The organism is Streptomyces sp. NPDC002671, from assembly GCF_053592475.1.
This window is the reverse complement of record NZ_JBSFVU010000039.1, coordinates 20,459-45,412: the sequence shown is the minus strand read 5'-3', so window position 1 is coordinate 45,412 and position 24,954 is coordinate 20,459. Positions and strand designations below refer to the sequence as shown.

General features: G+C 72.1%; 16 protein-coding genes and 1 pseudogene. 5 read left to right on the top strand and 12 right to left on the bottom strand.

Going from position 1 to position 24,954, the window contains the following annotated elements; all coding sequences use genetic code 11:
• Window positions 1-24: 24 nt before the first annotated feature.
• From ACWD35_RS37865 to ACWD35_RS37810, 12 genes and pseudogenes are all read right to left on the bottom strand, one after another.
• A pseudogene (locus ACWD35_RS37865) lies at window positions 25-1,965 on the bottom strand (beta-ketoacyl synthase N-terminal-like domain-containing protein); the annotation flags it as partial.
• Window positions 1,966-2,048: 83 nt separating this feature from the next.
• The gene (locus tag ACWD35_RS37860) at window positions 2,049-2,264 is read right to left on the bottom strand and encodes a hypothetical protein (protein WP_451355916.1); all 216 of its coding nucleotides are present in this window, start codon (window positions 2,262-2,264) and stop codon (window positions 2,049-2,051) included.
• Entirely contained in the window at window positions 2,261-14,311 is a 12,051-nt protein-coding gene (locus ACWD35_RS37855; RefSeq protein WP_451355915.1) for an SDR family NAD(P)-dependent oxidoreductase, read from the bottom strand. Before ACWD35_RS37855 ends, ACWD35_RS37860 begins: the two co-directional genes overlap by 4 nt.
• 46 nt (window positions 14,312-14,357) lie before the next feature.
• The gene (locus ACWD35_RS37850; RefSeq protein WP_451355914.1) at window positions 14,358-14,801 is read right to left on the bottom strand and encodes an ester cyclase; all 444 of its coding nucleotides are present in this window, start codon (window positions 14,799-14,801) and stop codon (window positions 14,358-14,360) included.
• Window positions 14,794-15,672, bottom strand: a complete 879-nt coding sequence (locus ACWD35_RS37845) for an MBL fold metallo-hydrolase (RefSeq protein ID WP_451355913.1) — start codon at window positions 15,670-15,672, stop codon at window positions 14,794-14,796. The genes ACWD35_RS37850 and ACWD35_RS37845 overlap by 8 nt, the downstream gene beginning before the upstream one ends.
• Window positions 15,669-16,058: a nuclear transport factor 2 family protein gene (locus ACWD35_RS37840; protein WP_451355912.1), complete on the bottom strand. Its 390-nt coding sequence runs from the start codon at window positions 16,056-16,058 to the stop codon at window positions 15,669-15,671. Before ACWD35_RS37840 ends, ACWD35_RS37845 begins: the two co-directional genes overlap by 4 nt.
• Window positions 16,059-16,060: 2 nt before the next feature.
• On the bottom strand, window positions 16,061-16,393 hold the full coding sequence (locus tag ACWD35_RS37835; RefSeq protein WP_451355911.1) for an antibiotic biosynthesis monooxygenase family protein: 333 nt from the start codon (window positions 16,391-16,393) through the stop codon (window positions 16,061-16,063).
• A complete protein-coding gene (locus ACWD35_RS37830; protein ID WP_451355910.1) occupies window positions 16,390-17,154 on the bottom strand; it encodes a cupin domain-containing protein in 765 nt (254 codons plus the stop codon). Before ACWD35_RS37830 ends, ACWD35_RS37835 begins: the two co-directional genes overlap by 4 nt.
• Before the next feature lie 65 nt (window positions 17,155-17,219).
• Window positions 17,220-17,846, bottom strand: a complete 627-nt coding sequence (locus ACWD35_RS37825; RefSeq protein WP_451355909.1) for a LuxR C-terminal-related transcriptional regulator — start codon at window positions 17,844-17,846, stop codon at window positions 17,220-17,222.
• Between the two features lie 482 nt (window positions 17,847-18,328).
• A complete protein-coding gene (locus ACWD35_RS37820; protein ID WP_451355908.1) occupies window positions 18,329-19,552 on the bottom strand; it encodes a beta-ketoacyl synthase N-terminal-like domain-containing protein in 1,224 nt (407 codons plus the stop codon).
• Window positions 19,552-20,817 (bottom strand): beta-ketoacyl-[acyl-carrier-protein] synthase family protein, encoded by a 1,266-nt coding sequence (locus ACWD35_RS37815; protein ID WP_451355907.1) that lies wholly within the window; start codon window positions 20,815-20,817, stop codon window positions 19,552-19,554. The genes ACWD35_RS37820 and ACWD35_RS37815 overlap by 1 nt, the downstream gene beginning before the upstream one ends.
• Window positions 20,814-21,035 carry an acyl carrier protein gene (locus ACWD35_RS37810; protein ID WP_451355906.1) on the bottom strand — a complete coding sequence of 74 codons (222 nt, stop codon included), beginning with the start codon at window positions 21,033-21,035 and terminating at the stop codon, window positions 20,814-20,816. The genes ACWD35_RS37815 and ACWD35_RS37810 overlap by 4 nt, the downstream gene beginning before the upstream one ends.
• A gap of 246 nt (window positions 21,036-21,281) precedes the next feature.
• Between ACWD35_RS37810 and ACWD35_RS37805 the strand changes: the two genes are divergently transcribed.
• The 5 genes from ACWD35_RS37805 to ACWD35_RS37785 are packed head-to-tail and all read left to right on the top strand — an operon-like array spanning window position 21,282 to window position 24,949.
• Window positions 21,282-22,127 carry an SAM-dependent methyltransferase gene (locus tag ACWD35_RS37805; RefSeq protein ID WP_451355905.1) on the top strand — a complete coding sequence of 282 codons (846 nt, stop codon included), beginning with the start codon at window positions 21,282-21,284 and terminating at the stop codon, window positions 22,125-22,127.
• 14 nt (window positions 22,128-22,141) lie between these two features.
• Complete coding sequence (locus tag ACWD35_RS37800; protein ID WP_451355904.1) at window positions 22,142-22,843, top strand: class I SAM-dependent methyltransferase; 702 nt, start codon at window positions 22,142-22,144, stop codon at window positions 22,841-22,843.
• Window positions 22,840-23,457 carry a sensor histidine kinase gene (locus ACWD35_RS37795; RefSeq protein WP_451355903.1) on the top strand — a complete coding sequence of 206 codons (618 nt, stop codon included), beginning with the start codon at window positions 22,840-22,842 and terminating at the stop codon, window positions 23,455-23,457. Before ACWD35_RS37800 ends, ACWD35_RS37795 begins: the two co-directional genes overlap by 4 nt.
• Window positions 23,454-24,107, top strand: coding sequence for a response regulator (locus ACWD35_RS37790; protein ID WP_451355902.1), 654 nt, complete (start codon window positions 23,454-23,456; stop codon window positions 24,105-24,107). Before ACWD35_RS37795 ends, ACWD35_RS37790 begins: the two co-directional genes overlap by 4 nt.
• Window positions 24,107-24,949: a class I SAM-dependent methyltransferase gene (locus ACWD35_RS37785; RefSeq protein ID WP_451355901.1), complete on the top strand. Its 843-nt coding sequence runs from the start codon at window positions 24,107-24,109 to the stop codon at window positions 24,947-24,949. Before ACWD35_RS37790 ends, ACWD35_RS37785 begins: the two co-directional genes overlap by 1 nt.
• Window positions 24,950-24,954: the final 5 nt, after the last annotated feature.

Below are 24,954 nucleotides of genomic sequence, written 5' to 3'. Positions count from 1 at the left end.
GCTGCGCTCGTCCAAGAACTTGGCCAGCGAGCGGATCGTCGGGTTGTCGAGGATGTCGGCCATGCTGATCCGCGTGTCCGTCAGCGCCTGCAGTCGGCCACGCAGTTCCACGGCGGACAGCGAGTTCAGTCCATGGGCGGCGATGTCGTCGTCGAGGCCGACCACCGTGCCGTACTCGCCGAGCACCTCGTCCACGGCGGTGCGCACGGCGGCGGTCATGTCGCTCGGGATGTCGCTCGCATGATCGGTGGCGGGTGTGGCCGTCGGCGTGGGCGGTGTCCGCCAGAAGCGTTGGCGGGCGAAGGGGTACGTGGGCAGGTCCACCCGCCGTGCGCCCGACTCGGCGAACACGGCCGGCCAGTCGGCCACGCCGCCCGCCACGAAACGGTCGGCCAGGTCGCGCAGCGCGGTCCGGCCGATCACGGTGCCCGGCTCCGGTGCCTCGGCGAGGGTGCGCAGCCCTGTCAGCAGTTCGTCCCGGTCCGCGCCGAGTACGACGGCCCGGTGGGCGAACCGCGCCCGGGACAGCAGGGTGAGCCCTACGTCCGCCGGGTCGATGTCCGATCGCTCCAGCAGCGTGATCAGCCGGTCCGCCTGTGCCGCCAGCGCTGCTGGAGTCTTCGCCGAGAGCACCCAGGGCACCGCGGGCATGGGGCGCCGGGGTGGGGCGGGCGTCGGCGGTGCCTGTTCGAGGATGACGTGTGCGTTGGTCCCGGAAATGCCGAAGGACGACACCGCGGCTCGGCGTGGGCGTCCGGTCTCCGGCCAGCCTTGCCGGCACGTCGACAGCTCCACCGCGCCGGACGACCAGTCGACATGCGGGCTCGGCTCGTCCACGTGCAAGGTCGCGGGCACCACGCCCCGCTGCATCGCCGCGACCATCTTGATCATCCCTGCCACGCCCGCAGCTGCCTGCGTGTGACCGATGTTCGACTTCAACGACCCCAGCAGCACCGGCCGATCCGAAGGCCGGTCCTGGCCGTACGTCGCCAGCACCGCCTGCGCCTCGATCGGATCACCCAGCACCGTGCCGGTTCCGTGCGCCTCCACCACATCCACGTCCACGGCGGACAGCCCGGCGTCGGCGAGCGCCGCCCGGATCACCCGCTGCTGCGACGGACCGTTCGGCGCCGTCAGCCCGTTGGAGGCGCCGTCCTGGTTCACCGCACTGCCGCGCACCAGCGCCAGCACCTCATGCCCGCGGCGCCGCGCGTCCGACAGACGTTCCAGTACGACCACGCCGACTCCCTCGGCCCACCCGGTGCCGTCCGCCGCCGCCGCGAAGGACTTGCAGCGCCCGTCCGGCGACAGGCCTCGCTGCCGGGCCATGTCCACGAAACCCCTTGGGGTCGCCATGACCGTCGTACCGCCGGCCAGGACCAGGTCCGACTCCCCCGACCGCAACGACTGGCACGCCAGATGCACCGCCACCAACGACGACGAACACGCCGTGTCGATGGTCACCGCCGGACCCTCCAGGCCCAGCGTGTACGCCACCCGGCCGGAGATCAGGCTGCCTGCCGTGCCGGTCAGGCGGTAGCCCTCCGTGCCGGCTTCGTCGATGCCGTGTCCGTACTCCTGTGCCATGTGGCCGACGAACACCCCGGTCGGGCTGCCGGCGAGGGAATGCGGGTCGATACCCGCGTTCTCCAATGCCTCCCAGGTGACTTCGAGCAGCAGCCGCTGCTGCGGGTCCATCGCCACGGCCTCGGCCGGGCTGATCCCGAAGAAGCCCGCGTCGAAGTCCGTGGCACCTGCCAGGAAGCCGCCGTCGCGGACGTACGTCGTGCCCGGGCGGTCCGGGTCGGGGTCGTAGAGGCCGTCCAGGTCCCAGCCGCGGTCGGACGGGAAGGCCGAGATGACGTCACGAGCCTCGGCGACCACGTCCCACAGGTCCGTCGGCGAAGCGATGCCGCCCGGGTACCGGCAGCCGATGCCCACGATCGCGATCGGGTCGTCGTCGGCGCCGTGGCCGTTCTGGCGCAGTCGCTCGATTTCCTTGAGCGACTCGCGCAGTGCCTGCACCAGCCTGGCTTCGGTGTCCTTGCTCATCGCATGTCACTCCACCCGGAGTCATGCGCGTAGTCGTCGGGCTCGACCGGTACGGCGATCCACGGCATCCACCAGCTGCCCAGGCCGGCGAGGGCCTGCCAGAACGCGGACAGGAGAAGCCAGTCCCAGCGGGACGGCTCGGGCCGCGGCCGGGAGCCCGTGCCCGCCGTGCGCGGGACGGGAATCCGTACCGTGGGGATCCGGTCGGTCATCGCGTGCCACCCTCACCCAACGCCGCCGCGATCAGTTCTTCGGTGTCCATCGTGTCGATCAATTCCTTCCGGCTCGGCCGGGCATCAGGCACCGGCGCGACGAGGGTTCGGTGCAGGTGGTCGGTGAGCGCCGCGGGAGTCGGGTGGTCGAACACGGCCGTGGCCGGCAGCGGCACATCGGTCAGCGGCGCGAGGGCGTTGCGCAGTTCGATCGCGGTGAGCGAGTCGACGCCCAGGTCGCGGAAGGTGCGGCCCTCGTCGAGCGGCTGCCCTTCGGCGTGGCCGAGCACCGCCAGCAGCTTGCGGCTCACCAGGTCCAGCACGCGTTGCCGCTGCTCGTCCTGGTCGAGGCCGGCCAGGTCGTGCCGTAGCCGGACCGCGTCGTCCTGGTGGCTCGGCCGGGCGGGCGTCGCGCGCAGTGTCACCGCGGTCACCTGTGCGCGTGGCGCGGTCAGGGCGGCGTCGAACATCGCCAGGCCGTCGGACTCGGAGATCGCCGCGAACCCTCGGTCGCGCAGCCGCGCCAGATCCGTCTGGCTCAGGTGCTCGGTCATGCCGCTCCGGCCCGCCCACAGCCCCCAGGCGATGGACACCGCGGGCAGACCGGCCGCCCGTCGGTGCGCGGCCAGGCCGTCCAGGAACGCGTTCGCCGCGGCATAGTTGGCCTGGCCCGCCGAACCGAGCGTGCCGGCCACCGAGGAGAACAGTACGAACGCGGTGAGGTCCAGCCCTCGCGTCGCCTCGTGCAGGTACCAGGCGGCGTCCGCCTTGGCCGCGAGCACCGCTGCCAGCCGCTCGGGCGTCAGCGACCCCAGCACTCCGTCGTCGAGTACGCCGGCCGCGTGCACCACCGCGGTCAAGTCGGGGGTCACCAGGCCGGTCACCGCGGCCCGGTCGGAGACGTCGCAGGCCACGATGTCGACCGTCGCGCCCAGCTCGGTCAGCTCAGCCCGCAGTGCGGGCGCTTCCGGTGCGGCCGGCCCGCGCCTGCCGGCCAGCACCAGCCGCCGGACCCCGTACGCCACCACGAGGTGCCGGGCGATCAGGGCGCCGAGACCGCCGGTGCCGCCGGTGATCAGCACCTTGCTGTCCGGGCCGAAGGGGGGCTCGCCCGTCGAGGGCTCCGACAGTGGGGCCAGTTGGGGCGTGTGCGGTACGCCCGAGCGGATCAGTAGTTGTGGCTGGTCCGTCGCCAAGGCCGCGGGCAGGTCCAGTTCGTCGTCGGTGTCCACCAGCACGAAGCGGCCGGGCTGTTCGGCCTGTGCGGACCGCACCAGGCCCCACACCGCCGCGCCGGCCAGGTCCGGCACGTCCTCGCCCGGCAGGCCGACCGCGCCTCGGGTCACGATCACCAGCCGCTTTGACGTCGGGGCGGTCAGCGCGTCCAGCACGGTTTGCGTCGCCGCGTGTACCGAGGAGATCAGGTCCCCAGCGGCCGGGAAGGCGTCCAGCACCGCGACGTCCGTATTCGGGGTGGAGGTGGGCTCGGAGGTCAGCGGGGTCCAGGCCAGTTCCCGTAGCCGGGCCGTCGACGCGGTCATCGGCCGCAGGCGCACCGATCCGGCGGTCAGCACCGGTCGGCCGGCCCGGTCGTACACCGCGACCGACACGGCGTCCGGACCCGTCGGAGACAGCCGGACCCGCAGGCCGTCCGCCCCGGCCCGGTGCAGCACCACGTACTCCCAGGCGAACGGGACGTCCGTGCCGCCGCGGCCGGTGGCCACCAGCCACGCCTGCAACGCTGCGTCCAGCAGGGCCGGGTGGAGGCCGTATCCGGTCGTGTCGACGTCGGCCGCGACCTCGGCGAGTACGTCGTCGCCGTCGCGCCACAGCGCGCGCAGCCCGCGGAAGGCCGGGCCGTAGTCGTATCCCCGGTCCGCCAGCCCGTCGTACGCCCCGTCCGGGTCGATCGGTACGGCGCCGGCGGGCGGCCAGGCCTTCAGCTCCGGAGGGTCTTCCAGGTCCGCTGTGGTCAGCGTTGCCCTGGCGTGCACCGTCCATTCCGCGCCCGGCTCGTCGGGGCGGGCGGAGAGCACCAGCTCGCCGGTCGGGTGGGCGACCGCCTGGACGGTCAGGCGGCCTTGCCCGGGCAGCACCAGCGGGGCCTGGATCACCAGCTCGCGCACCGTGTTCGCGCGGATGTCGGCGCCGGCGCGCAGGGCCAGTTCGGTGAAGAGGGTGCCGGGTGCCAGCACCTGGCCGGCCACCGCGTGGTCGGCCAGCCAGCCGGGCGCGTTCCGGGAGACCGAGCCGGAGAGGATCACCGTGCCGTTGTCCGGCAGTTCCATGCGGGCGGTCAGGACGGGGTGGTCCGCCGCGACGAAGCCCAGTCCCGTGGCGGCGACCGGCGGTTCCGGCCGCAGCCAGTAGCGCCGGCGGTCGAACGCGTAGGTGGGCAGCTCCGTGAAGGGGCCGGACGGCCCGCCGAACACCGCCCGCCAGTCCACGGGCAGGCCCCGCGCGGACAGCTCGCCGAGCGCGGGCAGCAGCGTGGCCAGTTCGGGCTGGTCGCGGCGGAGCAGCGGAAGCGCGACCACCTTGGTGGGGATGCTCTGCGCGGCCAGTGTGGCCAGCGCGCGCCCCGGCCCGAGCTCGACGAAGGTCCGCGCGCCCAGCTCCGCCAGGGCGTTCACGCAGGGCAGGAACCGTACGGTCCCCCGGGCGTGCCGCAGCCAGTAGTCGGCCGAGCGCAGATCGCCTTCGGCGGCCGGTCCGCCGGTGACGTTGGACATGATCGGGATCGTCGGCGGGTGATAGGTGACCTCGTGGGCCACCTTGGCGAACTCGCCGAGCAGGCCGTCGAGTTCGGCCGAGTGGAAGGCGTGCCGGTTGCGCAGCTTGATCGAGCGCCGTCCTCGCTCGCGCCAGCGTTCGACGACCCGGTCGACCGCCTCCGGTGTCCCGGAGATCACCGTGGCGTCCGGCGCGTTGACGGCTGCGATCGACACGCCTGGCTCCAGGGTGGGCTCGATCTCGTCGGCGCCCGCCAGGATCTGCACCATGCTGCCGGGCGGCAGGGCGCCCATGGCACGGCCGCGCGCGACGATCAGTCTGGCGGCGTCGGGCAGGGACAGGACCCCGGCCACGTGCGCGGCGGCCAGTTCGCCGAAGGAGTGGCCGAGCAGGTAGTCCGGTCGCAGCCCGAAGGATTCGACGAGGCGGAACAGCGCAACCTCGATGGCGAACAGCGCGGGCTGGGTGTACTCGGTCTGGTCCTGGAGGGTGGCCGCGGCCGGCGTGCCCTTCTCGGCGAACAGCAGGTCGGACAGCGGCCGGTCCAGGTGTGCGTCGAGTTCGGCGAGCACCTCGTCGAGCGCGGCGGCGTACGCCGGGAACTCGGCGTACAGGCTCGCGCCCATGGTCGCGTACTGGCTGCCGTGGCCGGGGAAGAGGAACACGACCGGTCCGGTCACCGCCTCCGCCGGTTCGGCCGATCGGGCCGATCGGGCTGGATCGGCTTGGGCGGCCTTGGCCAGCCCGTCGAGCAGCTCGGCGCGGTCCACGCCCGTGACGACAGCCCGGTGATCGAACCGCGAGCGGGTCGTCACCAGTGCGGAGGCTACGGCCGCCGGGTCGAGGTTCTCGTCCGCCCGCAGGTGGGCCAGTAGCCGGGCGGCCTGGCCGCGCAGTGCCGGCTCGGTGCGCGCGGACAGCACCCACGGCAGCACCGGCCAGTTCCGTTCCGTGGCGGCCGGTTCCGGCTGCGCGGGCGGCTGTTCGAGGATCACGTGGGCGTTGGTGCCGGAGATGCCGAACGCCGACACCCCCGCCCGGCGCGGTCGTCCGGTCCGCGGCCAGTCGGCCGGCTCGGTGGCCAGCGCGACGGCCCCGCCCGACCAGTCCACCGCGGACGTCGGCGGGTCGGCGTGCAGCGTCGGCGGCACCATGCCGTGGTGGATCGCGCCGATCATCTTGATGATGCCGGCCATGCCCGCCGCGGCCTGGGTGTGCCCGAGGTTCGACTTGACCGAGCCGAGCAGCAGCGGCCGGTCGGCGGGGCGGCCCTGGCCGTACGTCGCCAGGATCGCCTCTGCCTCGATGGGATCGCCCAGCCGCGTGCCGGTGCCGTGCGCCTCCAGCACGTCGACGTCCGCGGTGGACAGGCCGGCGGCTGCGAGGGCGGCGCGGATCACGCGTTGCTGGGACGGGCCGTTCGGCGCGGTCAGCCCGTTGGAGGCGCCGTCCTGGTTCACCGCGCTGCCACGGACCACCGCGAGCACCCGGTGCCCGCGCTCCCGGGCCCGTGACAGCCGCTCTAGCACCAGGACGCCCGCGCCCTCGCTCCAGCCGGTTCCGTCGGCCGCCGCGGAGAACGACTTGCACCGGCCGTCGCTGGCCAGTCCGCCCTGCTTGGCGAACTCCACGAACACCCTCGGCGTGGCGATCACCGTGGCGGCGCCGACCAGCGCCAGGTCGCACTCGTCGGACCGCAGCGAGCGCGCGGCCAGGTGCACCGCGACCAGCGACGAGGAGCAGGCCGTGTCCACGGTGACCGCGGGCCCCTCCAGGCCGAGCGCGTACGCGACCCGGCCGGAGGCGACGCTGCCCTGGCTGCCGATCAGCCGGTAGCCCTCCACTCCGGCCGCGGCGTCGTCGGCACCCGCGCCGTACTCCTGGGCCATGATTCCGGCGAACACACCGGTCCGGCTGCCGGCCAGCGCCTCCGGGTCGATGCCGGCGCGCTCCACCGCCTCCCAGGACACCTCCAGGAGCAGCCGCTGCTGCGGGTCCATCGCGGCGGCCTCGTGCGGGTTGATGCCGAAGAACGCGGCGTCGAACGCGCCCGCGTCGTCGAGGAATCCGCCCTGCCGCATGGACAGTCCGCTCACCTGCCAGCCGCGGTCGGCCGGGAAGTCGCCGATCGCGTCGCGGCGCTCGACCACGGCGTCCCACAGGTCCGCGGGCGAGTCGATACCGCCGGGGAACCGGCAGCTCATGCCCACCACGACGATCGGGTCGGTCTCGTCCACCACGGCCGCGGGCCGCTCGTCCGCGGGTTCGGTGCGTCCGGTGGTGCGGTCGCGCAGGTAGCCGGCCAGTGCGGCAGGCGTGGGGTAGTCGAAGACCACGGCCGCGGGCAGCGCCATGCCGGTGGCCGTCTTGAGCCGGTTGCGCAGCTCGACGGCCAGCAGCGAGTCGAAGCCGAGCTCCCGGAAGTTGCGGTCCGGATCGATCTGCTCGCCGCCGTCGCGTCCCAGCACGAGCGCGGTCTCGGTCCTGGTCAGCGCGAGCAGGTCCGTGGGCCCGGTTCCGGGCTCGGCGGCGGGCTGCGCCTGCGGCCGGGCCGGTATCAAGTCCCGTAGCACCGCAGGCAGTTCGCCGATGTCGGCGGACAGCTGAAGCGCCGCGCGGTCGACCGGCATCGCGATGACGTGCGGCCGGTGCTGCGCGAGGGCCGCGTCGAACAGGGCCAGTCCGGCGTCGACCGGCAGTTCGGTCAGGCCGCGCCGCTTGAGCCGGACAAGGTCTGCGTCGCGCAGCTGCCCGCCCATGCCGGTGACGCGGTCCCACAGCCCCCAGCCGATGGACAGCGTGGGCAGCCCGCGGCCGTGCCGGTACGCGGCCAGCGCGTCGAGGAAGGCGTTGGCGGCCCCGTAGTTGGCCTGTCCCGGACCGCCGCACACGCCGAGCACCGAGGAGAACAGCACGAGCGTGGCGCCGGTGTGTGCGGTGGCCTCGTGCAGGTACCAGGCGGCGTCGGCCTTGGGACGCAGTACGTTGTCCATCCGGTCCGGGGTCAGCGAGTCGAGTACGCCGTCGTCGAGCACCCCGGCCGCGTGGATCACCGTGGTCAGCTCCGGCGTCACCAGGCGGGCGAGCGCGGCACGGTCGGTGACGTCGCACCGCACCACCTGCGCCGTCGCCCCCGACTCGGCCAGCTCGGCGACCAGTTCCGCGGCGCCCGGCGCGTCCGGGCCCTGGCGCGAGGCGAGCACCAGCCGCCGTACGCCATGCTGCGTCACCAGATGGCGGGCCAGTGCCGAGCCGAGTCCACCGGTGCCGCCGGTGATCAGGGTCGGCCCGGCCGGGTCGAACCCGCGCGAGGGGGCCGAGGGGGTGGCCGGCACCGGCGCCAGCCGGGCCGCGTGCAGGACGCCGGACCGGATCATCACCTGCGGTTCGCCGCTCGCCATGACGGTGGCGACGTCGACGGTCGCGTCGGTGTCCGCGTCGGTGTCCACCAGCACGAACCGGCCGGGTGCTTCGACCTGTGCCGCGCGCACCAGGCCCCAGACCGCGGCGGCGGCCGGACCGGGCGCGCCTTCGTCGGCCGGGTGCACCGCGCCACGGGTGACGATCAGCAGAGTGCTGTCCGCCGTGCGTTCGTCGGCCAGCCAGTCCTGGAGGGCGCCGAGCACCCGGTGGGTGGCGGCGTGGGTCTCGGCGACCATGTCCGGTACGGCTTCGTCCGAGCCGGATCCGCCGTCGAGCACCACGACGTCCGGGATCGGGGCCGTCCGGTCCAGGTCGTCCCGGCCCACGACCGACACCGGGAGCGCACCCGGCCGGTCCAGCGGCTGCCAGGTCAGTTCCAGCAGGCGGTGGGCGGCGGACCGGCCCGCCCGGGACACCGCGGCCTGCTGCTCGCGCGACAGCTGCCGCAGCACGATCGACCCGACGGTGCACACAGGCCGGCCGGAATCGTCGTAGGCCGCGAGCGACAGCTCGTCCGGCCCGCTCGGCGTGATCACCACCCGCAGGGCGGTGGCGCCGGTCGCGAACAGCCGGACGTCGGCCCAGGAGAACGGCAGCGCCACGCCGCGGTCGGCGACGGTGACCAGTGCCGCGTGCAACGCCGCGTCGAGCAGCGCCGGGTGCAGGCCGAACCCGGCCGGATCCGCGCCGTCGGGCAGCGCGACCTCGGCGAACACCTCGTCGCCCCGGCGCCACACCGCGCGCAGACCACGGAACGCCGGTCCGTAGCCGTAACCGCGCTCGGCCAGCCGCTGGTAGGCGTCCTCCAGGCCGACCGTGGTCGCCTCGGCGGGCGGCCATTCGGCCAGGCGCGGGTCGGCCATCTCCCCGGCATCCAGCTCCTCGGCGGCCGACTCGCCCCGCGCGTGCGTGACCCACTCGCCGTCGGTGCGGGAATGGATCGCGATCTCGCCGTCGTGGTCCGCGACCACCTGGACGGCCACGCCGCCCTGCTCCGGCAGCACGAGCGGGGCCTGGATCACCAGTTCCCGCAGGAACGCGCGGCCGACCTCGGCGCCCGCGCGCAGGGCCAGTTCGACGAATGCCGTGGCCGGCAGCAGCGTCGCGCCCGCGGCCGTGTGGTCGGTCAGCCAGCCGTGCGTGGCGAGCGACAGCCGTCCGGTCAGCAGCGCAGCGTGCGTGTCCGGCAGCTCGGCCACGGCGCCGACCAGCGCATGGTCCGCGGAGGTCAGGCCCAGCCCGGTCACATCCGTGTGCGGCTTCGGTTCCAGCCAGTACCGCTTGCGGTCGAACGCGTACGTGGGCAGCAGCACCCGGCGGGCATCGCCGAACACCGGGTCCCACGCCACCTCGCCGCCGCGCACGTACCGCTGCGCGGCGGAGGTCAGCAGCCGCGCCGGGCCGCCCTCGTCGCGACGCAGCGAGCCGGTCACAACGACGGCGCGGCCCTCCCGCTCGGCGGTCTGTTCGATGTGGATGCCCAGCGCCGGATGCGGGGCGCACTCCACGAAGTGTGTGAACCCGTCGGCGAGCAAAGCCTCGACGGCCGGCTGGAAGGCCACCGGCTGCCGGCAGTTCTGGTACCAGTACGCGGGCGTCAGGTCCTCCCCCGCGATGGCCGCCCCGGTCACCGTCGAGTAGACCGGCACCGCGGCGCCGGAGGGGCGGACGAACGAGACCAGGTCGGCGAACTGGTCCTCCAGCGGATCGACGAGCGAGGAGTGCGAGGCGAACGGCGTGACGATCCGGGCCGGCACCCCGGTCGCGCGCAGCTCGGCGATGAACGCGTCCAGCGTGTCCGTCGGCCCGGCCACCGTCGTCCCGTTCGGGCCGTTGACGCCCGCGAGCTCCAGGCCGGGGAGCAGCCGCCCCGCCACCACGCTTTCCGGTGCGCCGACCGAGACGATCGCGCCGGGGAGCTGCTCGGCGATCAGCTTCGACCGGGCCACGATGAGCCGGCCTGCGTCGTCGAGCGACAGCGCACCGGCGACGCAGGCGGCTGCGATCTCCCCCTGCGAGGTGCCCACGACGGCGTCGGGCCGCACGCCGAGCGAACGCCACAGTTCGGCCAGCGACACCAGCACCGCGAACAGCGCGGGCTGCACGATGTCGACGCGCGACAGCCAGGAGCCGTCGGTGGCCTCCCGGACCGTGTCCAGCAGCGACCAGTCCACCAGCGGGTCGATGATCCGCGCGCAGTCGGTCATCTTCGCGGCGAACACCGGGGCGGAGTCGAGCAGTTCGGCGGCCATCCCCAGCCACTGGATGCCGTGCCCGGGAAAGACGAACGCGGTCTTCCCGGGGTTGTCCTCGGCCTGGCCGTAGGTCACGTTCGCGGCGGGCAGGCCGGCGGCCACCGCCGACAGCCCGGCGGCCAGCTCGGCGGAGTCCGTGCCGACGACCACCGCACGGTGCGGGAAGCGCGACCGCGTGGTGGCCAGCGATCGGCCGATGTCAGCAACGTCGTGCTCGGCGTCGTACTCGTCGGCGTGCTCTGTGGCGTGCTCTGTGACGTGCATGAGCAAGCGCCGTGCCTGGCCGCGCAGCGCTTCCTCGGTCTTCGCCGACAGCACCCACGGCACGGCGGGCCAGGGCGGTTCACCTTGTGGTGCGCTCGCATGGGCGGGCGCCTGTTCGAGGATGACGTGTGCGTTGGTCCCGGAAATACCGAAGGACGACACCGCGGCCCGGCGTGGGCGTCCGGTCTCCGGCCAGCCTTGCCGGCACGTCGACAGCTCCACCGCGCCGGACGACCAGTCGACATGCGGGCTCGGCTCGTCCACGTGCAAGGTCGCGGGCACCGTGCCGCGCTGCATCGCCGCGACCATCTTGATCATGCCCGCGACGCCCGCGGCTGCCTGCGTGTGACCGATGTTCGACTTCAACGACCCCAGCAGCACCGGCCGATCCGAAGGCCGGTCCTGGCCGTACGTCGCCAGCACCGCCTGCGCCTCGATCGGATCGCCCAGCACCGTGCCGGTTCCGTGCGCCTCCACCACATCCACATCCACCGCCGACAGCCCCGCATCCGCCAGCGCCGCCCGGATCACCCGCTGCTGCGACGGGCCGTTCGGCGCCGTCAGCCCGTTGGAGGCACCGTCCTGGTTCACCGCACTGCCGCGCACCAGCGCCAGCACCTCATGCCCGCGGCGCCGCGCGTCCGACAGACGTTCCAGTACGACCACGCCGACTCCCTCGGCCCAGGCCGTACCGTCCGCCGCGGCTGCGAAGGACTTGCACCGCGCGTCCGGCGACAGACCGCGCTGGCGGGCGAATTCGAGGAAGACACGCGGCGTCGCCATGACGGTCGCGCCGCCGGCCAGGACCAGGTCCGACTCCCCCGACCGCAACGACTGGCACGCCAGATGCACCGCCACCAACGACGACGAACACGCCGTGTCGATGGTCACCGCCGGACCCTCCAGGCCCAGCGTGTACGCCACCCGGCCGGAGGCGACGCTCGACAGGCCGCCGGTGATCCGGTAGCCCTCGACGGATTCGCTGGAGTCCCAGCCGTACATGCCCAGAAACGCGCCGGTCCGGCTGCCGGCCAGCGACTGCGGGTCGATACCCGCGTTCTCCAGCGCCTCCCAGGTGACTTCGAGCAGCAGCCGCTGCTGCGGGTCCATCGCGAGCGCCTCGCCGGGGCTGATGCCGAAGAACCCGGCATCGAACCCCGCGACGTCGGTGAGAAACCCGCCCTCGCGGACGTACGTCGTGCCGACGCGGTCCGGATCGGGGTCGTAGAGACCATCCAGGTCCCAGCCCCGGTCGGTGGGGAACGCGGAGATCACGTCACGTCCGCCGGCCGCGACGTCCCACAGGCCGGCCGCCGAGACGATGCCGCCGGGATAGCGGCAGCCGATGCCCACGATGGCGATCGGGTCGTCGTCGGTGGGTTCCGTGGTCCGGGCCGGCCGCAAGTGGTCGTCAGCCGGCAGATCGTCAGCCATCAGGTCTTGTGCCGGCAGATCGTCAGCCGGGTGGTCGTCGGCGGTGGCGTCGGCCAGGTGTGCGGCCAGCGCGGCCGGCGTCGGATAGTCGAAGACCGCGGTCGCGTCGACGCGCTTGCCGAGCGCCACCGACAGCCGCTCGGCCAGTTCGATCGCGCTGAGCGAGCCGAAGCCGAGCTCCTGGAAACTGCGCTCGTACGGTACGGCGTCGACGTCGTGGTGACCCAGCTGGGCGGCGATCTCGGCTCGGACGACGCCGATCAGGTCGCCGTCGGGCGCGGACGCGGGCACCGTACTCGCCTGCCGGCCGGCGTGGGCGGCCGGCCGGTCGAACGCGTAGGTGGGCAGGTCCACCAGGCGCGCCCCGGCGTCGGCGAACACGGCGGACCAGTCCACCTCCTCACCGGCCACGAACTCACGGGCCATCGCCGCCAGCGGTTCCGCGGCCGGTCCGGCCAACGCCAGTCCGACCACCGCCGGCCCGTCCCCGTCGGCCACCTCCCGCAACCCGGACGCCAGTTCGAGCCGGTCACGGCCGAACACGACCGCGCGGACCGGGAACGGCGTCCGGGTGGTCGCCAGCGAGAACCCGACGTCCACCGGGTCGGCTGCGGCGGCCTGGTCCAGCAGCCGCCGGGCCTGCCCGCGCAGGGCGTCCCGGGTCTGCGCCGACAGCACCCACGGCACCACCGGCAGGCCCGACGGCGCGGGCAGGCCCGGAACCGGTGGTGCCTCGGCGAGCACCACGTGGCAGTTCGTGCCGCCGAGGCCGAACGAGCTGACGCCGGCCACGGCCGGGCTGCCGGGCCACTGCCGGGCCTGCGTGTTCACCCGAAGGTTCAACTCGGCGAACGGAATGGCCGGGTTGGGCTCGGCGAAGTGCAGACTCGCGGGCACCTGCCGGTTCTGCAGGCTCAGTACGGTCTTGAGCAGGCCGGCGATCCCGGCCGCCGCGTCCAGATGGCCGATGTTGGTTTTGACGGACCCGACGAGCAACGGTGTCGTCCGGGTCGCGACCGTGCCCAGGGCGGCGCCGAGGCCGGCCGCCTCGATCGGGTCGCCCACGGCGGTACCGGTTCCGTGCAGTTCGACGTACTGGACCGCACCGGGGTCGACCCCGGCCTGGCCGTACGCCCGCTCGAACAGAGCCTGCTGCGCCGTGGCGCTGGGCAGCGTCAGCCCCTTCGTACGGCCGTCGTTGTTCACCGCGCTGCCGACGATGACCGCAGCGATGTGGTCACCGTCGGCGAGCGCGTCGGCCAGCCGCTTCAGTACGACGAGGCCGCCGCCTTCGCCGCGTACGAACCCGTTGGCGCGACTGTCGAACACGTGACACCGGCCGTCCGGGGACAGCACGCCCATCTCGGCCAGGCCGCTGTGGGCGTCCGTGGTCACCATCAGGCTGGCCCCGCCCGCGATGGCCAGGTCGCACTCACGCGTCCGCAGCGACTGCACCGCCAGGTGCACCGCGACCAGCGACGAGGACTGCCCGGTGTCCACGGTGAGGCTCGGGCCGTGCAGGCCCAGGGCGTGGGACAACCGGTTGGCCGCCATGGCTCGTTGTCGCCCGACGAAGGTGTAGTGGTCGAGCGTGGACGCCGGCTCGATCTCCCCCGGCGCGGCCACGAACACGCCGGTCTGCGTGCCGGCCAGCCGGGCCGCGGTCAGCCGGGCGTGTTCGAACGCCTCCCAGCCCAGCTCCAGCATCAGCCGCTGGTGCGGGTCCATGGCGGCGGCCTCCCGCGGCAGGATGCCGAAGAAGCCCGCGTCGAATCCGGAGATGTCGTCGAGGAACGCGCCGGGGCGCGCGATCATCCGGTCCGGGGGCGGATCGGTGACCGCGTCGGTGCCCGAGGCGAGCAGCCGCCAGAACTCGGCCGGTCCGTTCGCCCGGGGCAGCCGGGCGGCCATGCCGACGATCGCGAACCCGTCTGTCATGATGCAACTCCTCGACGAAATCCCGGATGACGACGCAGGCTGCCGGTCAGGAACCGGTGGCCTGGAGGAACGCGGACGTGTCGGGCGGCGTCATCTTGCCCAGCTGCATCAGCAGCACGTGCAGGTCGTTGCAGGCCCAGTGGTCGCTCACGCGGCCGTCACGGAGCTTGACGATGTGAATCTCGTTCCAGCTGATGGTGCGGCCGGTCGGCGCCGCGCCGAACACCGAGCCCTTGTGCGTGCCGCTCACCTTGACGTGCTGGATGACGAACTCGCCCTCCTCGAAGTCGCGGATGAGCTCGACCTTCATGTCCGGGAAGCCTTCGCGCTCGACCCGGATCACGGACTTCACGCCCTCCTTGCTGGTGTCCATGCCGGGAGGGGCGTTGTGGTTGACGAAGTCCTCGGTCATCAGCTCGTCGAGGACGTCGACCTTGCCCTGGGAGAAGGCCTCGTCCAGAATCCGACGGCACTTGATCTTGTTAGACACGATGTTCTCCTTGGAAGGTTGTTCCGGTCAGCTCGGACAGAGCGACCTGGATGTTCACGAGAGTTCGTTCCGGTTCGAGCCAGCTCGCCGCCGGGCCCGGATCGAACCGGGCCCACACCGCTTCCGCTGGCAGCTTTTCGGCGTGTGCGAGCCGGGCGGCGGCGAGTACTCGGTCGAAGTAGTCGGCCAGTTCACGCAGTGCCTCGATCCCGGCCGGCCTGCCGTGCCCGGGCAGGACCACCCTGGGATCGAGTGCGATCAGCTGGTCCAGTGCCGTACGCCAGCGGCCGACCCGCCCGTGCACGGCCAGCGGTGTCACCCCGGCGAAGCACAAGTCGCCGGTGATCAGCACCTGTTGGGCAGGCAGCCACACCACGAGGTCGGCCGCCGAGTGGGCGTCGGTGAACTCGAGCACCCGCGCCCCGTCGGGCAGCGCGCCTTCGATGCCGTCGGGCGGCACCGGTTCGGCGGCCACGCTGTCCCAGTCCGCCAGCCGCGTCGCGAACCTCGGCATCACCTTGGCGAGCAGCGCGGGCAGGCCGGGCTCGCCGATCATCCTGCGCATCCCGGCCACCGTGCGCGGGTGGGCGATGATCGGCACCTTGTCGAACAGCAGGTTGCCGCCGATGTGGTCGGTGTGGATGTGCGTGTTGACGACCAGTCCGGCGCCGCGGCCCCGGCGGTTCAGCGCGGTCACGATGTCGGCCGCCATCTCCGGCAGCAGCATCGTGTCGATCACCGTGGTCGGATCGCCGAGCAGCAGCACGCTGTTCGACAGGCCCGCGCTGCCGTCGCCGTTGACCACCGCGACCACGCCGTCGGCGACTTCGACCTCCTGGCGTACCGATATCCCGGCCGGCATGGCGGTCATCCCTGGAGCGCGCGGATCTGCTGGACCAGGCCGGTGCGGTCGAGCATGGCGTGCCAGGACACGATGCGGCCGGCGTCGGCCCGGATCGTCTCCACGACGTTCCAGGTCAGCCGCTGCCCGGTGCCCTTGGGCACGCCGGACAGCGTCAGCTCGACCGACAGCGCAGAGCCGTCCGCGGACTCGACGGTCCCCTCGATGGTGATCTCCAGCTCCGTGTACAGCCCGCGCTGCTGCGTGAACATCGCGGCGAGCGCCTTCGCGCCCCTCTTGTGCTGGCTGGCGGTGCGGATCTCGACGTCGGCGGCGCACATGGCGTCCACCCCGGCGGGGTTGCCGGCGTCGACCACCGCGTACACGGCCTCCCAGAGTTCCTTCGCGGTCTTCACGGTCACTCCCCCTCGCCGGACACGGTCCAGTCGACCTGGTACACGTGCACGTCCACGTCGTCGGCGTACTTGTGCAGTTCGAGAATCAGCGCGCGGCCCGCCTCGCTGCGGATGTGCTCCTGGAAGGCCGCGAGCTCGCTCCACTGGGCGTAGTTGGTCACCCGGCTGCCGTCGACGCTGCAGTGCACGTTGGCCGAGATGAAGCCGGGCATGTGCCGGACGACCTCGTCGGTCTCCTTGCGGATCGCGGCGGACAACGCCTGCTGGTTCTCCGGCTTGCAGTGGAAGACGTTGATGTACGTCATGAGAGGGCTGTCGGCGGAGATCGTGCTCATGACCGTGTCCCCATCGTCTCGGCGACCACGGTGAAGCTGCGGAACTCCGGATCGGAGTAGCAGGCCCGCATCGGCTTGACGAGTTCCTTGTGCTCGTCGGACTTCTCCCAGGTGAAGAAGTCCGCGATGGAGGTCCATTCGCTGACGATCAGCCACTTTTCCGGGTTGTCCGGCGCCTGGCAGATCTGGTCGCGAATGTGTCCGGGGGTCGCCGCAACGCTGAACCGGACCTTCTCGTAGGCGGCCAGGAACTCCTCCCGCTTCTCCTCGGCCACCGTCATCATGAACAGGATGCGGGCCGTGCCGGCCGCGGCATCGGTCGTTTCGGCCTGCGATTCGCCGAGGACCTCGGTGTCGACGTGCGCCAGCGACGGGTCCGGCGCGAGCGGACCGATGTGGTACACGGTCATCGACTCGGTCGTACCGACATTGCGCAGCCGGTGCCGCTTGCCGATGGGCACGTAGATGCCGTCACCGGCCTTCAGTGCCCAGTCCTCGCCCTCGACCTCGAGCACCAGGTCGCCGCTGACGACGAACAGGAACTCCTCGGAATACGGGTGGAAATGCTCCACCACGTGTTCGCCGGGCTGGAGAACAGCCGTGCCCATATAGCCGGATCGGCTGCCCACCGAACCGGGGTGGAGCACCATACGCAACTGGCCGCCGCGCGCCCGATAGGGCTCTATGTCTGAGGCGCGGATTCGGCCCACCTGTGAATTGCTCATGCGTGAATCATCTCCGGTGATCTTCTCGGGCCGCATCGGAAATATTCCGTGAAAACTCCGCGGAAAATCCGCAGTCGACTGCGGGAAACCCGCAACGGCAGTCAATTCAGGGGCAGTGCCGCGTAGGTCCGGAAACCGTGCGTGCAGGCGTACACCGCCAGCTGGGTCCGGTCGCGCAGGTCGAGCGCGCGCAGCAACGATGAGATGTGCGTCTTCACCGTGGGCCTGCCCAGCTGCAGCTGGTCGGCGATCTCCACGTTGGTCAGCCCATGGCCGATCAGGCTGAGGATCTGCCGCTGCCGCGGGGTGAGCTTGACCCCGCTGCCCGGCCCGGCCTGAACCTCCGAAGGGCCGCTGTAGCGCAGTGCGGAGACCAGTTCGCCGGCCACCTGCGGGTCCAGTGCCGCGCCGCCCTGGTCGACCGCCCGGATCGCGTCGACAAGCCCCCGCACCGGTGTGTCCTTGTGCAGGAAGCCCTCCGCGCCCCCGCGGAGCACCTTCATCGCCAGGTCCGGGTCCAGGCTGGCGGACAGGGCGAGCACCTTCACCGCCTGCTCCGCGGTCCGGCTGACCACCCGTCGGGCCAGCAGGTCCTGTATGTCGAAGCCGTCCAGGTCCATCAGCAGCACGCGCGGCCGTTGTTCCAGCAGCAGCCGAGGACTGTAACTCGCGGTGTCGAATTCGGCCACCACATCCATCCCCGGAATACCGCGCAGAACGGTCGTCATGCCCGCCCGGTACACACCGGAACCACTGCAAACTCCGACCGGCAAAAACTCCTTCAAGCCACGCACGACATCTGTCGAGCCCGCCCGGGGAGTGATAAGGCCATTTGCGGATTTGTCAGGCGAAGAGCATTCCCCGCCGCACTTGGTTGGCCTGCAGTACAGTGGCGTAACCGTCATCTTCACGCTCCCTCGTGGTTCGCAGCAACGAACGCCGCGTGTCGGCTCGACCCCTGTTACTGTCCGCCGGGTTGCTATATAGGCAGCACGGCCACCGCCGAAGGCTGCCGGAGCGTGCCGACAAAGTCCGGAATGCGGCTTGCAGATGACCGCCCTCACGCCGCAGAAGGCAGGACGAGACAGGCCGCGCGAGGTCACTTCCCGATCACACTCGAAGAACCCGCGCGGCCGTTGTCATGCCGGAACTCGTTGCCAGTCGGCTTCCGTCCTCCTTGCACGAGACGCTGAACGAGACGCTCTGTGCGTTACGCAGTACAGGTGCGCAGCACCAACGCACTGTTGAATCCGCCGTGTCCGCGCGCGGTGACCAGCACGGTGTCGAGCCTGCGTTCGCGCGGCTCGCGCACCAGGTCGAGGCCGTACGCCGGGTCGGGGTCGTCGAGATTGCCCACCGGCGGGATGAGGCCTTCCCGCATCGCGAGCAGCGCCGTGGCCACGTTGAGCGCCGAACCGCCGGCCAGCAGCCGGCCGACCAGACCCTGCGGCGCGGTGACCGGAACCCCGTGCGGGCCGAACACCGAGCACAGCGCCTTCGCTTCGGCGGCGTCGGCGTCCGGGCGGCCTGCGCCGTCGGCCAGCACCAGGTCCACCTCGTCCGGGCGCACGCCGGCCCGCTGCAGGGCCAGCCCGATCGCCCGGGCGTACTGCTGCCCGTCCGGTGCGGCCGTGCGGTAGTGGTGCGCGTCCTGGGTGGCCGCGTAGCCGGCGATCACGCCGTAGCCGGCCGGCCCGGACCGGGCCCGCGCGGCGGCTTCGTCCTCCACCAGCAGTACCGCGCCGCCCTCGCCGGGCAGGTGGCCGTTGGCCGCCCGGTCGAACGGCTTGTAGCCGGCCTTCGGGTCGGTCGCGGTGGACAGGTGGCCACCGGCCATCTGGGCGGTCAGCGCGTACGGCGCGATCGGCGCCTCGGTGCCGCCTGCCAGCACGGCGCCGGTGCCGCGGCGGATCGCGCGGACGGCCCAGCCCAGGCTGTCGATGCCGGATGCCGCGTCGGAGACCAGCACCCCGCACGGCCCCTTGGTGCCGTGCTGGATGGCCAGTTGCCCGGTGCTCGCGGCGTAGAACCAGGCGATGGACTGGTACGCGCCGACCGCCTTGCGGCCCCGGCTCCACAGCGCCTGGATCTCGCGCTGGCCGAACTCGTTGCCGCCCGAGCCGCTGCCCAGGATCACCGAGGTGGCGTACGGATCGTGGGCGGAGGGGTCGTAGCCGGCGTCGTCGAGGGCCATGCCGGCGGCGGCGACTGCCAGCCAGGTCCAGCGGTCGGTCTGGACGGCCAGCCGGTCGGGCACGTGCTCGGTGACGTCGAAACCGGGCACCTGGCCGGCCAGCGTGGTGGCGTAGCGGCTGGTGTCGAACGTCTCGATCGGCCGCACCGCCAGCTCGCCGGCCAGGGTCGCGCGCCAGTGGTCGTTCGCTCCGATGCCGGTCGGCGCGACCACGCCGAGACCGGTGATCACGGCCGCCATCAGCGCACCCCGGCCAGCACGATGGCCGACTGGAACCCGCCGAACCCGCTGCCCACCGACAGCGCGACGTCGACCCGGTGGTCGCGTGCGGTGTTGGGCACGTAGTCCAGGTCGCACAACGGGTCGCGGTGGGCGTAGTTGGCGGTGGGCGGCACGACGTTGTGCTCGATGGCCAGCGCGGTCGCGGCCACTTCGATGGAGCCGATCGCGCCGAGCGAGTGCCCGACCATGGACTTGATCGAGCTGACCGGCACCCGGTAGGCGTGGGCGCCGAGGCTCTGCTTGAACGCGGCGGTCTCGTGCCGGTCGTTCTGCTTGGTGCCCGAGCCGTGCGCGTTCACGTAGTCCACCGCGGTCGGGTCCAGCCGCGCCTGGGCCAGCGCACTGCGGATCGCGACGGCCATCTCGTTGCCGTCCGGGCGCAGTCCGGTCATGTGGAAGGCGTTGCACCGGTTGGCGTAGCCGAGGATCTCGGCGTAGATGTGCGCGTCCCGGCGCCGGGCGTGCTCGTACTCCTCAAGGATGAGTACGGCCGAGCCCTCGCCCATCACGAAACCGTCGCGGGTCGCGTCGAAGGGCCGGGAGGCGTGTTCGGGGTCGTCGTTACGGGCGCTGGTGGCGCCGATGGCGTCGAAGCAGGCGATCGAAATGGGTGTGATGGGCGCGTCGCTCGCGCCGGCGACCACGATGTCGGCCATGTCGTCCTGGATCAGCTGGTACGCCTGCCCGATCGCGTCGATGCCCGAGGTGCAGCCGGTGGAGACCACCGAGGCCGGGCCGTGCGCGCCGTACCGGCAGGCGACCTCGGCGGCCATGGTGCTGGGTATCCACGCCTGGTAGAGGAAGCCGGAGCCGAACTCCGGGTCGACCAGCCAGTCCCGGCCGCCGTCGCTGGCCACCACGTACTCGTCCTCGAGGCGGGTGCTCGCGCCGACCGCGCTGCCCAGGCACACGGCCATCCGGTCGTGGTCCAATCCGGCGTCCAGCGCCAGGCCCGCGTCGGCCATCGCCTCGTCGGCGGCGACCAACGCGAACTGGACGGACCGGTCGTTGCGGAACACCTCCTGTCGGGTCAGCCCCGCGGCGAGCGGATCGAAGTCGACTTCGGCGGCCAGTTGGGAGCGGAACTGCGTGGGGTCGAACAGCGAGATCCGGCGGGTCGCGGTGCGCCCGTCGGTGAGCAGCTGCCAGAACGCCTTCCGCGTGGCGCCACCGGGTGCGACCACACCGATCCCGGTGACCGCGATGCGTCGCTCCTCGCTCATCGCGCGTGCTCGCTCAGTCCCTTGTTGACGAGCTTCACCAGCTCACCGAAGGTCGCGTTCACGAACTCCTCGCCGAACTCGAACCCGTAGCGGTCCTCGATCTCCGCCCTGACCTGCAGCTGCGCCAGCGAGTCCAGGTCGACGTCGCTCAGCGTGGCCGTCGGATCGTCGGTGACCGCGGACCGGGGAAGCCCGGCCTTGACGACCAGGATCTCCATTAGTTCGTTAATTGTGAATGCCGACACGGTCATTCCCTTCGCAATAGGCAACGAACCCGCAGCTCAGACTACGCGGAAATCAGTCGGATCATCTTCAGCCAAGAGAACTAAATCGGCTCGTTCTCGAGAATGAGGCCGACCCATCCTCGCGAATGGCTTTTTACCTACCTGCGGAATCAATTGACGCCTTTTCAGGCGTGATGCTTCACTGAATTCAATTGATTTCCCCGGGCATGAGGAGTTGAAATGGACGCGGCAGCAGCTCAGACAAAGGCACCGGCCGGCGCAGGGGTCACCGCGGTCGCGGTGGCGATGGCCAGGGCCATGGAATCCGGCCGCGAAGACCGCATGTTCCACGATCCGTACGCCCAGTCGTTCGTCGACGCGGCCAAGGCCGTGATCACCGACGACGAGTGGCCGTCGCTGGTCGCCTGGGTCGACCTGTTCTACTCCCGGGGCGTGGTGCGCACCCGGTTCATCGACGACTTCCTGTGCGAGGCGGTGGCGGGCGGCTGCAGCCAGGTGGTGCTGCTCGGGGCCGGTCTGGACGCGCGCGCCTTCCGGCTGCCGGTGCCCGACGCGGACGTGTTCGAGGTGGACACGCCGTCGGTGTTCGCTTTCAAGGACAAGGTGCTCGCCGACGCCGGCGCGCGGCCGACCGCCCGCTCGCGCACCGCCGTCCACGCCGACCTGCGCGAGGACTTCGCCGCGCGCATCACGGGCAGCACGTTCGACCCGGGCAGGGCGACCGCGTGGGTCGCCGAGGGCGTGCTGCCCTACCTGACCGCCGACCAGGCGCAGCAGGTGATCACCGACGTCGGACGGCTGTCCGCGCCGGGCAGCCGGCTGGTGTTCGAGCACTCCGACAAGCCGGGTCCGGACCCGAAGGCCGCAGCCGCCGCGCTGACCACGCCCGGCGCAGACCGGATCAGCAAGATGGTCCGCGGTGGCCTCGGCCCGGGCGGGCGGGACTGGGTGGCCGGCCAGGGCTGGACCATCGAGATCACCGAGCGCGGCGAGCTGGGGCCGCGGTACGGACGGCCCGACGGCCGGCTGACCGGCGGCCAGTTCATCACCGCGACCCGCGCCTGAGCGGGACGAGGGACATGGAAGCGAACCAGGCGCGGACCGGGCCCGCGGAGCCGGCCGAGGCGCGCATCCAGGCCGCCGCCGAGCACTATCGGCGTCCGATGCTCGCCGCCTACGACATGTTCGTGCTCGGCATGATGAGCCGGTTCATGTGGCGCTGCCCGCGTGGCCGCATGCTGGCGCATTACAACCGGCAGGTCAGCGCGTCGCATCTGGATATCGGACCGGGCACCGGCTGGTTTTTGAACAAATGCCGGTTTCCGGGGAAATCCCCGTCGATCACCCTGGTCGACCTCAACGAGGTGGTGCTGGCCACCGCCGCGCACCGCATCCGGCGGTATCGCCCCGAGACCCTGGTGGGTGACGCGTTCAAGCCGTTCGCCCTCGGCAGCGCGCGGTTCGACTCGGTCGGCATGAACTTCCTGCTGCACTGCCTGCCGGGGTCGATGCGCCAGAAGGCGGTGGTGTTCGACCAGGTGGTGCCGTTCCTGGAGCCCGGCGCGCGGGTGTTCGGCAGCACCGTGCTGGGCACCGGCCCGCACCACACGAAGCGGTCCGCCAAGCTGCTGGCCAAGCTCAACCGCAGCGAGGTGTTCAGCAACCTCGACGACCGGATGGAAGATCTGGACGAGCAGCTGCGCGCCCGGTTCACCGACGTCGAAACGGTCCGGTCCGGTGCAGTCTGCCTGTTCGCCGCACGCTATCCGGGGGCACGATGAGCGGCGCCTCTCCCCCGCTGGCCCAGCAACTGCACGACGGCGTGCTGCAGGCCCTGGCCATCGCCCGGATCCGGCTGGACCGGGCGCTCGCCCAGGACGGCCCGCTGCCCCGCGAACTGGGCACGGACTTACGGCAGTTGCTGGACCACGAGATCGCGGGCCTGCGCCGCCTGATCGGCGGTTCGGCCCCGCCCGCCCCGCCGCAGCCGGACCTGCCCAGCGCGCTGGCCGCCACCGCCGAACACCTGCAGTCGGCCACGGGCATCCGCATGCACGTCGAGAACCGCACCGCGCCGCCGGGCCGGTGGGCGGGAAACGACCTGATCGCCTACGGGATCGTGCGCGAGGCACTGCACAACACCGCCAAGCACAGTGACGCGCAGCATGCCTGGGTGAGCGTGGCCACATGGCCGGACCGGCTGGTCTGCGCGGTGCACGACGACGGCCGCGGCTTCGCGGCGGCCACCACCCGCCCCCACTTCGGGCTGACCGCCATGGACGCGCAGGCACGGGACGCGGGCGGACACCTGGCCGTCCAGTCCGGTCGCGCCGGCACGTTCGTCACCCTCGTACTGCCCAGAAACCCGGTATCGGAGGGGGAAGTCCAGCGATGACGCCGCGAGACCCCACGTCCCGGCCGACCATTCTGATCAGCGACGACCATCCGGTGGTGCGCTGTGGCATCCGCACGCTGCTCGCCGACGACCGCTACCGGATCGTGGGCGAGGCGGCGGACCTGGCCGCCACCGTCGAACAGGTGAACCTGCATCGGCCCGCCGTGCTGCTGCTCGACCTGAGCTTCGAGGGCACCCTCAGCCTTGGCGTCCTGCCCACCGTGCGGGCCCTGTCGCCGACCACCCGGGTGCTCATCCTGACCATGCACAACGACCTGGACTCGGCACGGGAGTCGCTCGCCGCCGGCGCGCACGGGTTCCTGCCCAAGGACGCCGCCGCCGGGGAACTCGTCGCCGCGGTCGACACGCTCGCCGCGGGCGGCCGGTACCTCCATCCGGCGCTCGGCGCGGCGCTGTTCGACCGGCACGCCGATCCCGAGGGCGCGCTGAGCAGACGGGAACGCGAGGTGCTCGCGCTGATCGCCGACGGCCTGACCCATCAGCAGATCGCCGACGAGCTCGGCCTGTCGGTACGCACCATCGAGGCACAGCGGGCGTCGATCAAGGTCAAGCTCGGAGTCAGCCGCCGGGCGGAACTGATCAGCTGCGCCCGGCGGCTGCGGCTGACCACCACAGGAGGAGATCGGTGATGCAGACGGGCCGGCCCAGCCGTACCGCGTTGAGTTCGGCGCGTGCCCGCGCCGTGCACCAGGTGGCGGACTCACCACGCGTGTTCACCGACCCCTTGGCGGCGCGCATCGTCGGCGGCGTCGACGACGACCCGAGGCCGGCCGGCGCGCCCGGCATGCCTGCCGAGGTCCGGCTGTTCATGGCGCTGCGCCAGCGGGTGGCCGAGGACGCGCTCGCCGCCGCCGCGCACACCAGGCAGGTGGTCGTCCTCGGCGCCGGCCTGGACACCTTCGCCTACCGGAACCGGAATCCGGCGCTACGCGTGTTCGAGGTCGACCATCCGGCCACCCAGGCGTGGAAACGCGAACGGCTGGCCGAGGCCGGCATCGAGGTACCGGACACGGTCGTGTTCTGCCCTGTCGACTTCGCCGAGCAGACCGCGGAGGCGGGCCTTGCCACGGCCGGATTCGACCGGCACGCACCGGCGTTCTTCCTGCTGCTGGGCGTGGTCCCCTATCTGGACAGGGACGCGCTGCCGGCCACGGCGCGCTTCGTGGCGCGGTTGCCCGCACCCGCCGAACTGGTCTTCGACTACAACCAGCCACCCTCCGCGCTGCCGCCGCACCGCAGGCCCGCGCTCGCCGCACAGACCGAGGCGAAGGCCCGGATGGGCGAGCCATGGCGGTCGTTCTTCACCCCGGCCGAGATCGCCGCCGAACTGGCCGACGCCGGGTTCGACAGCGTCACCGACCTCGGCTGGCGGAACTGCCTGGAGCGCTACGCGCTCGACCCATCGCTGCCCGACCTGTTGTTCGGCGGGCGGATCGTGCATGCCCGCACGACCGGACGAGAGAGGAACTAGCCAGC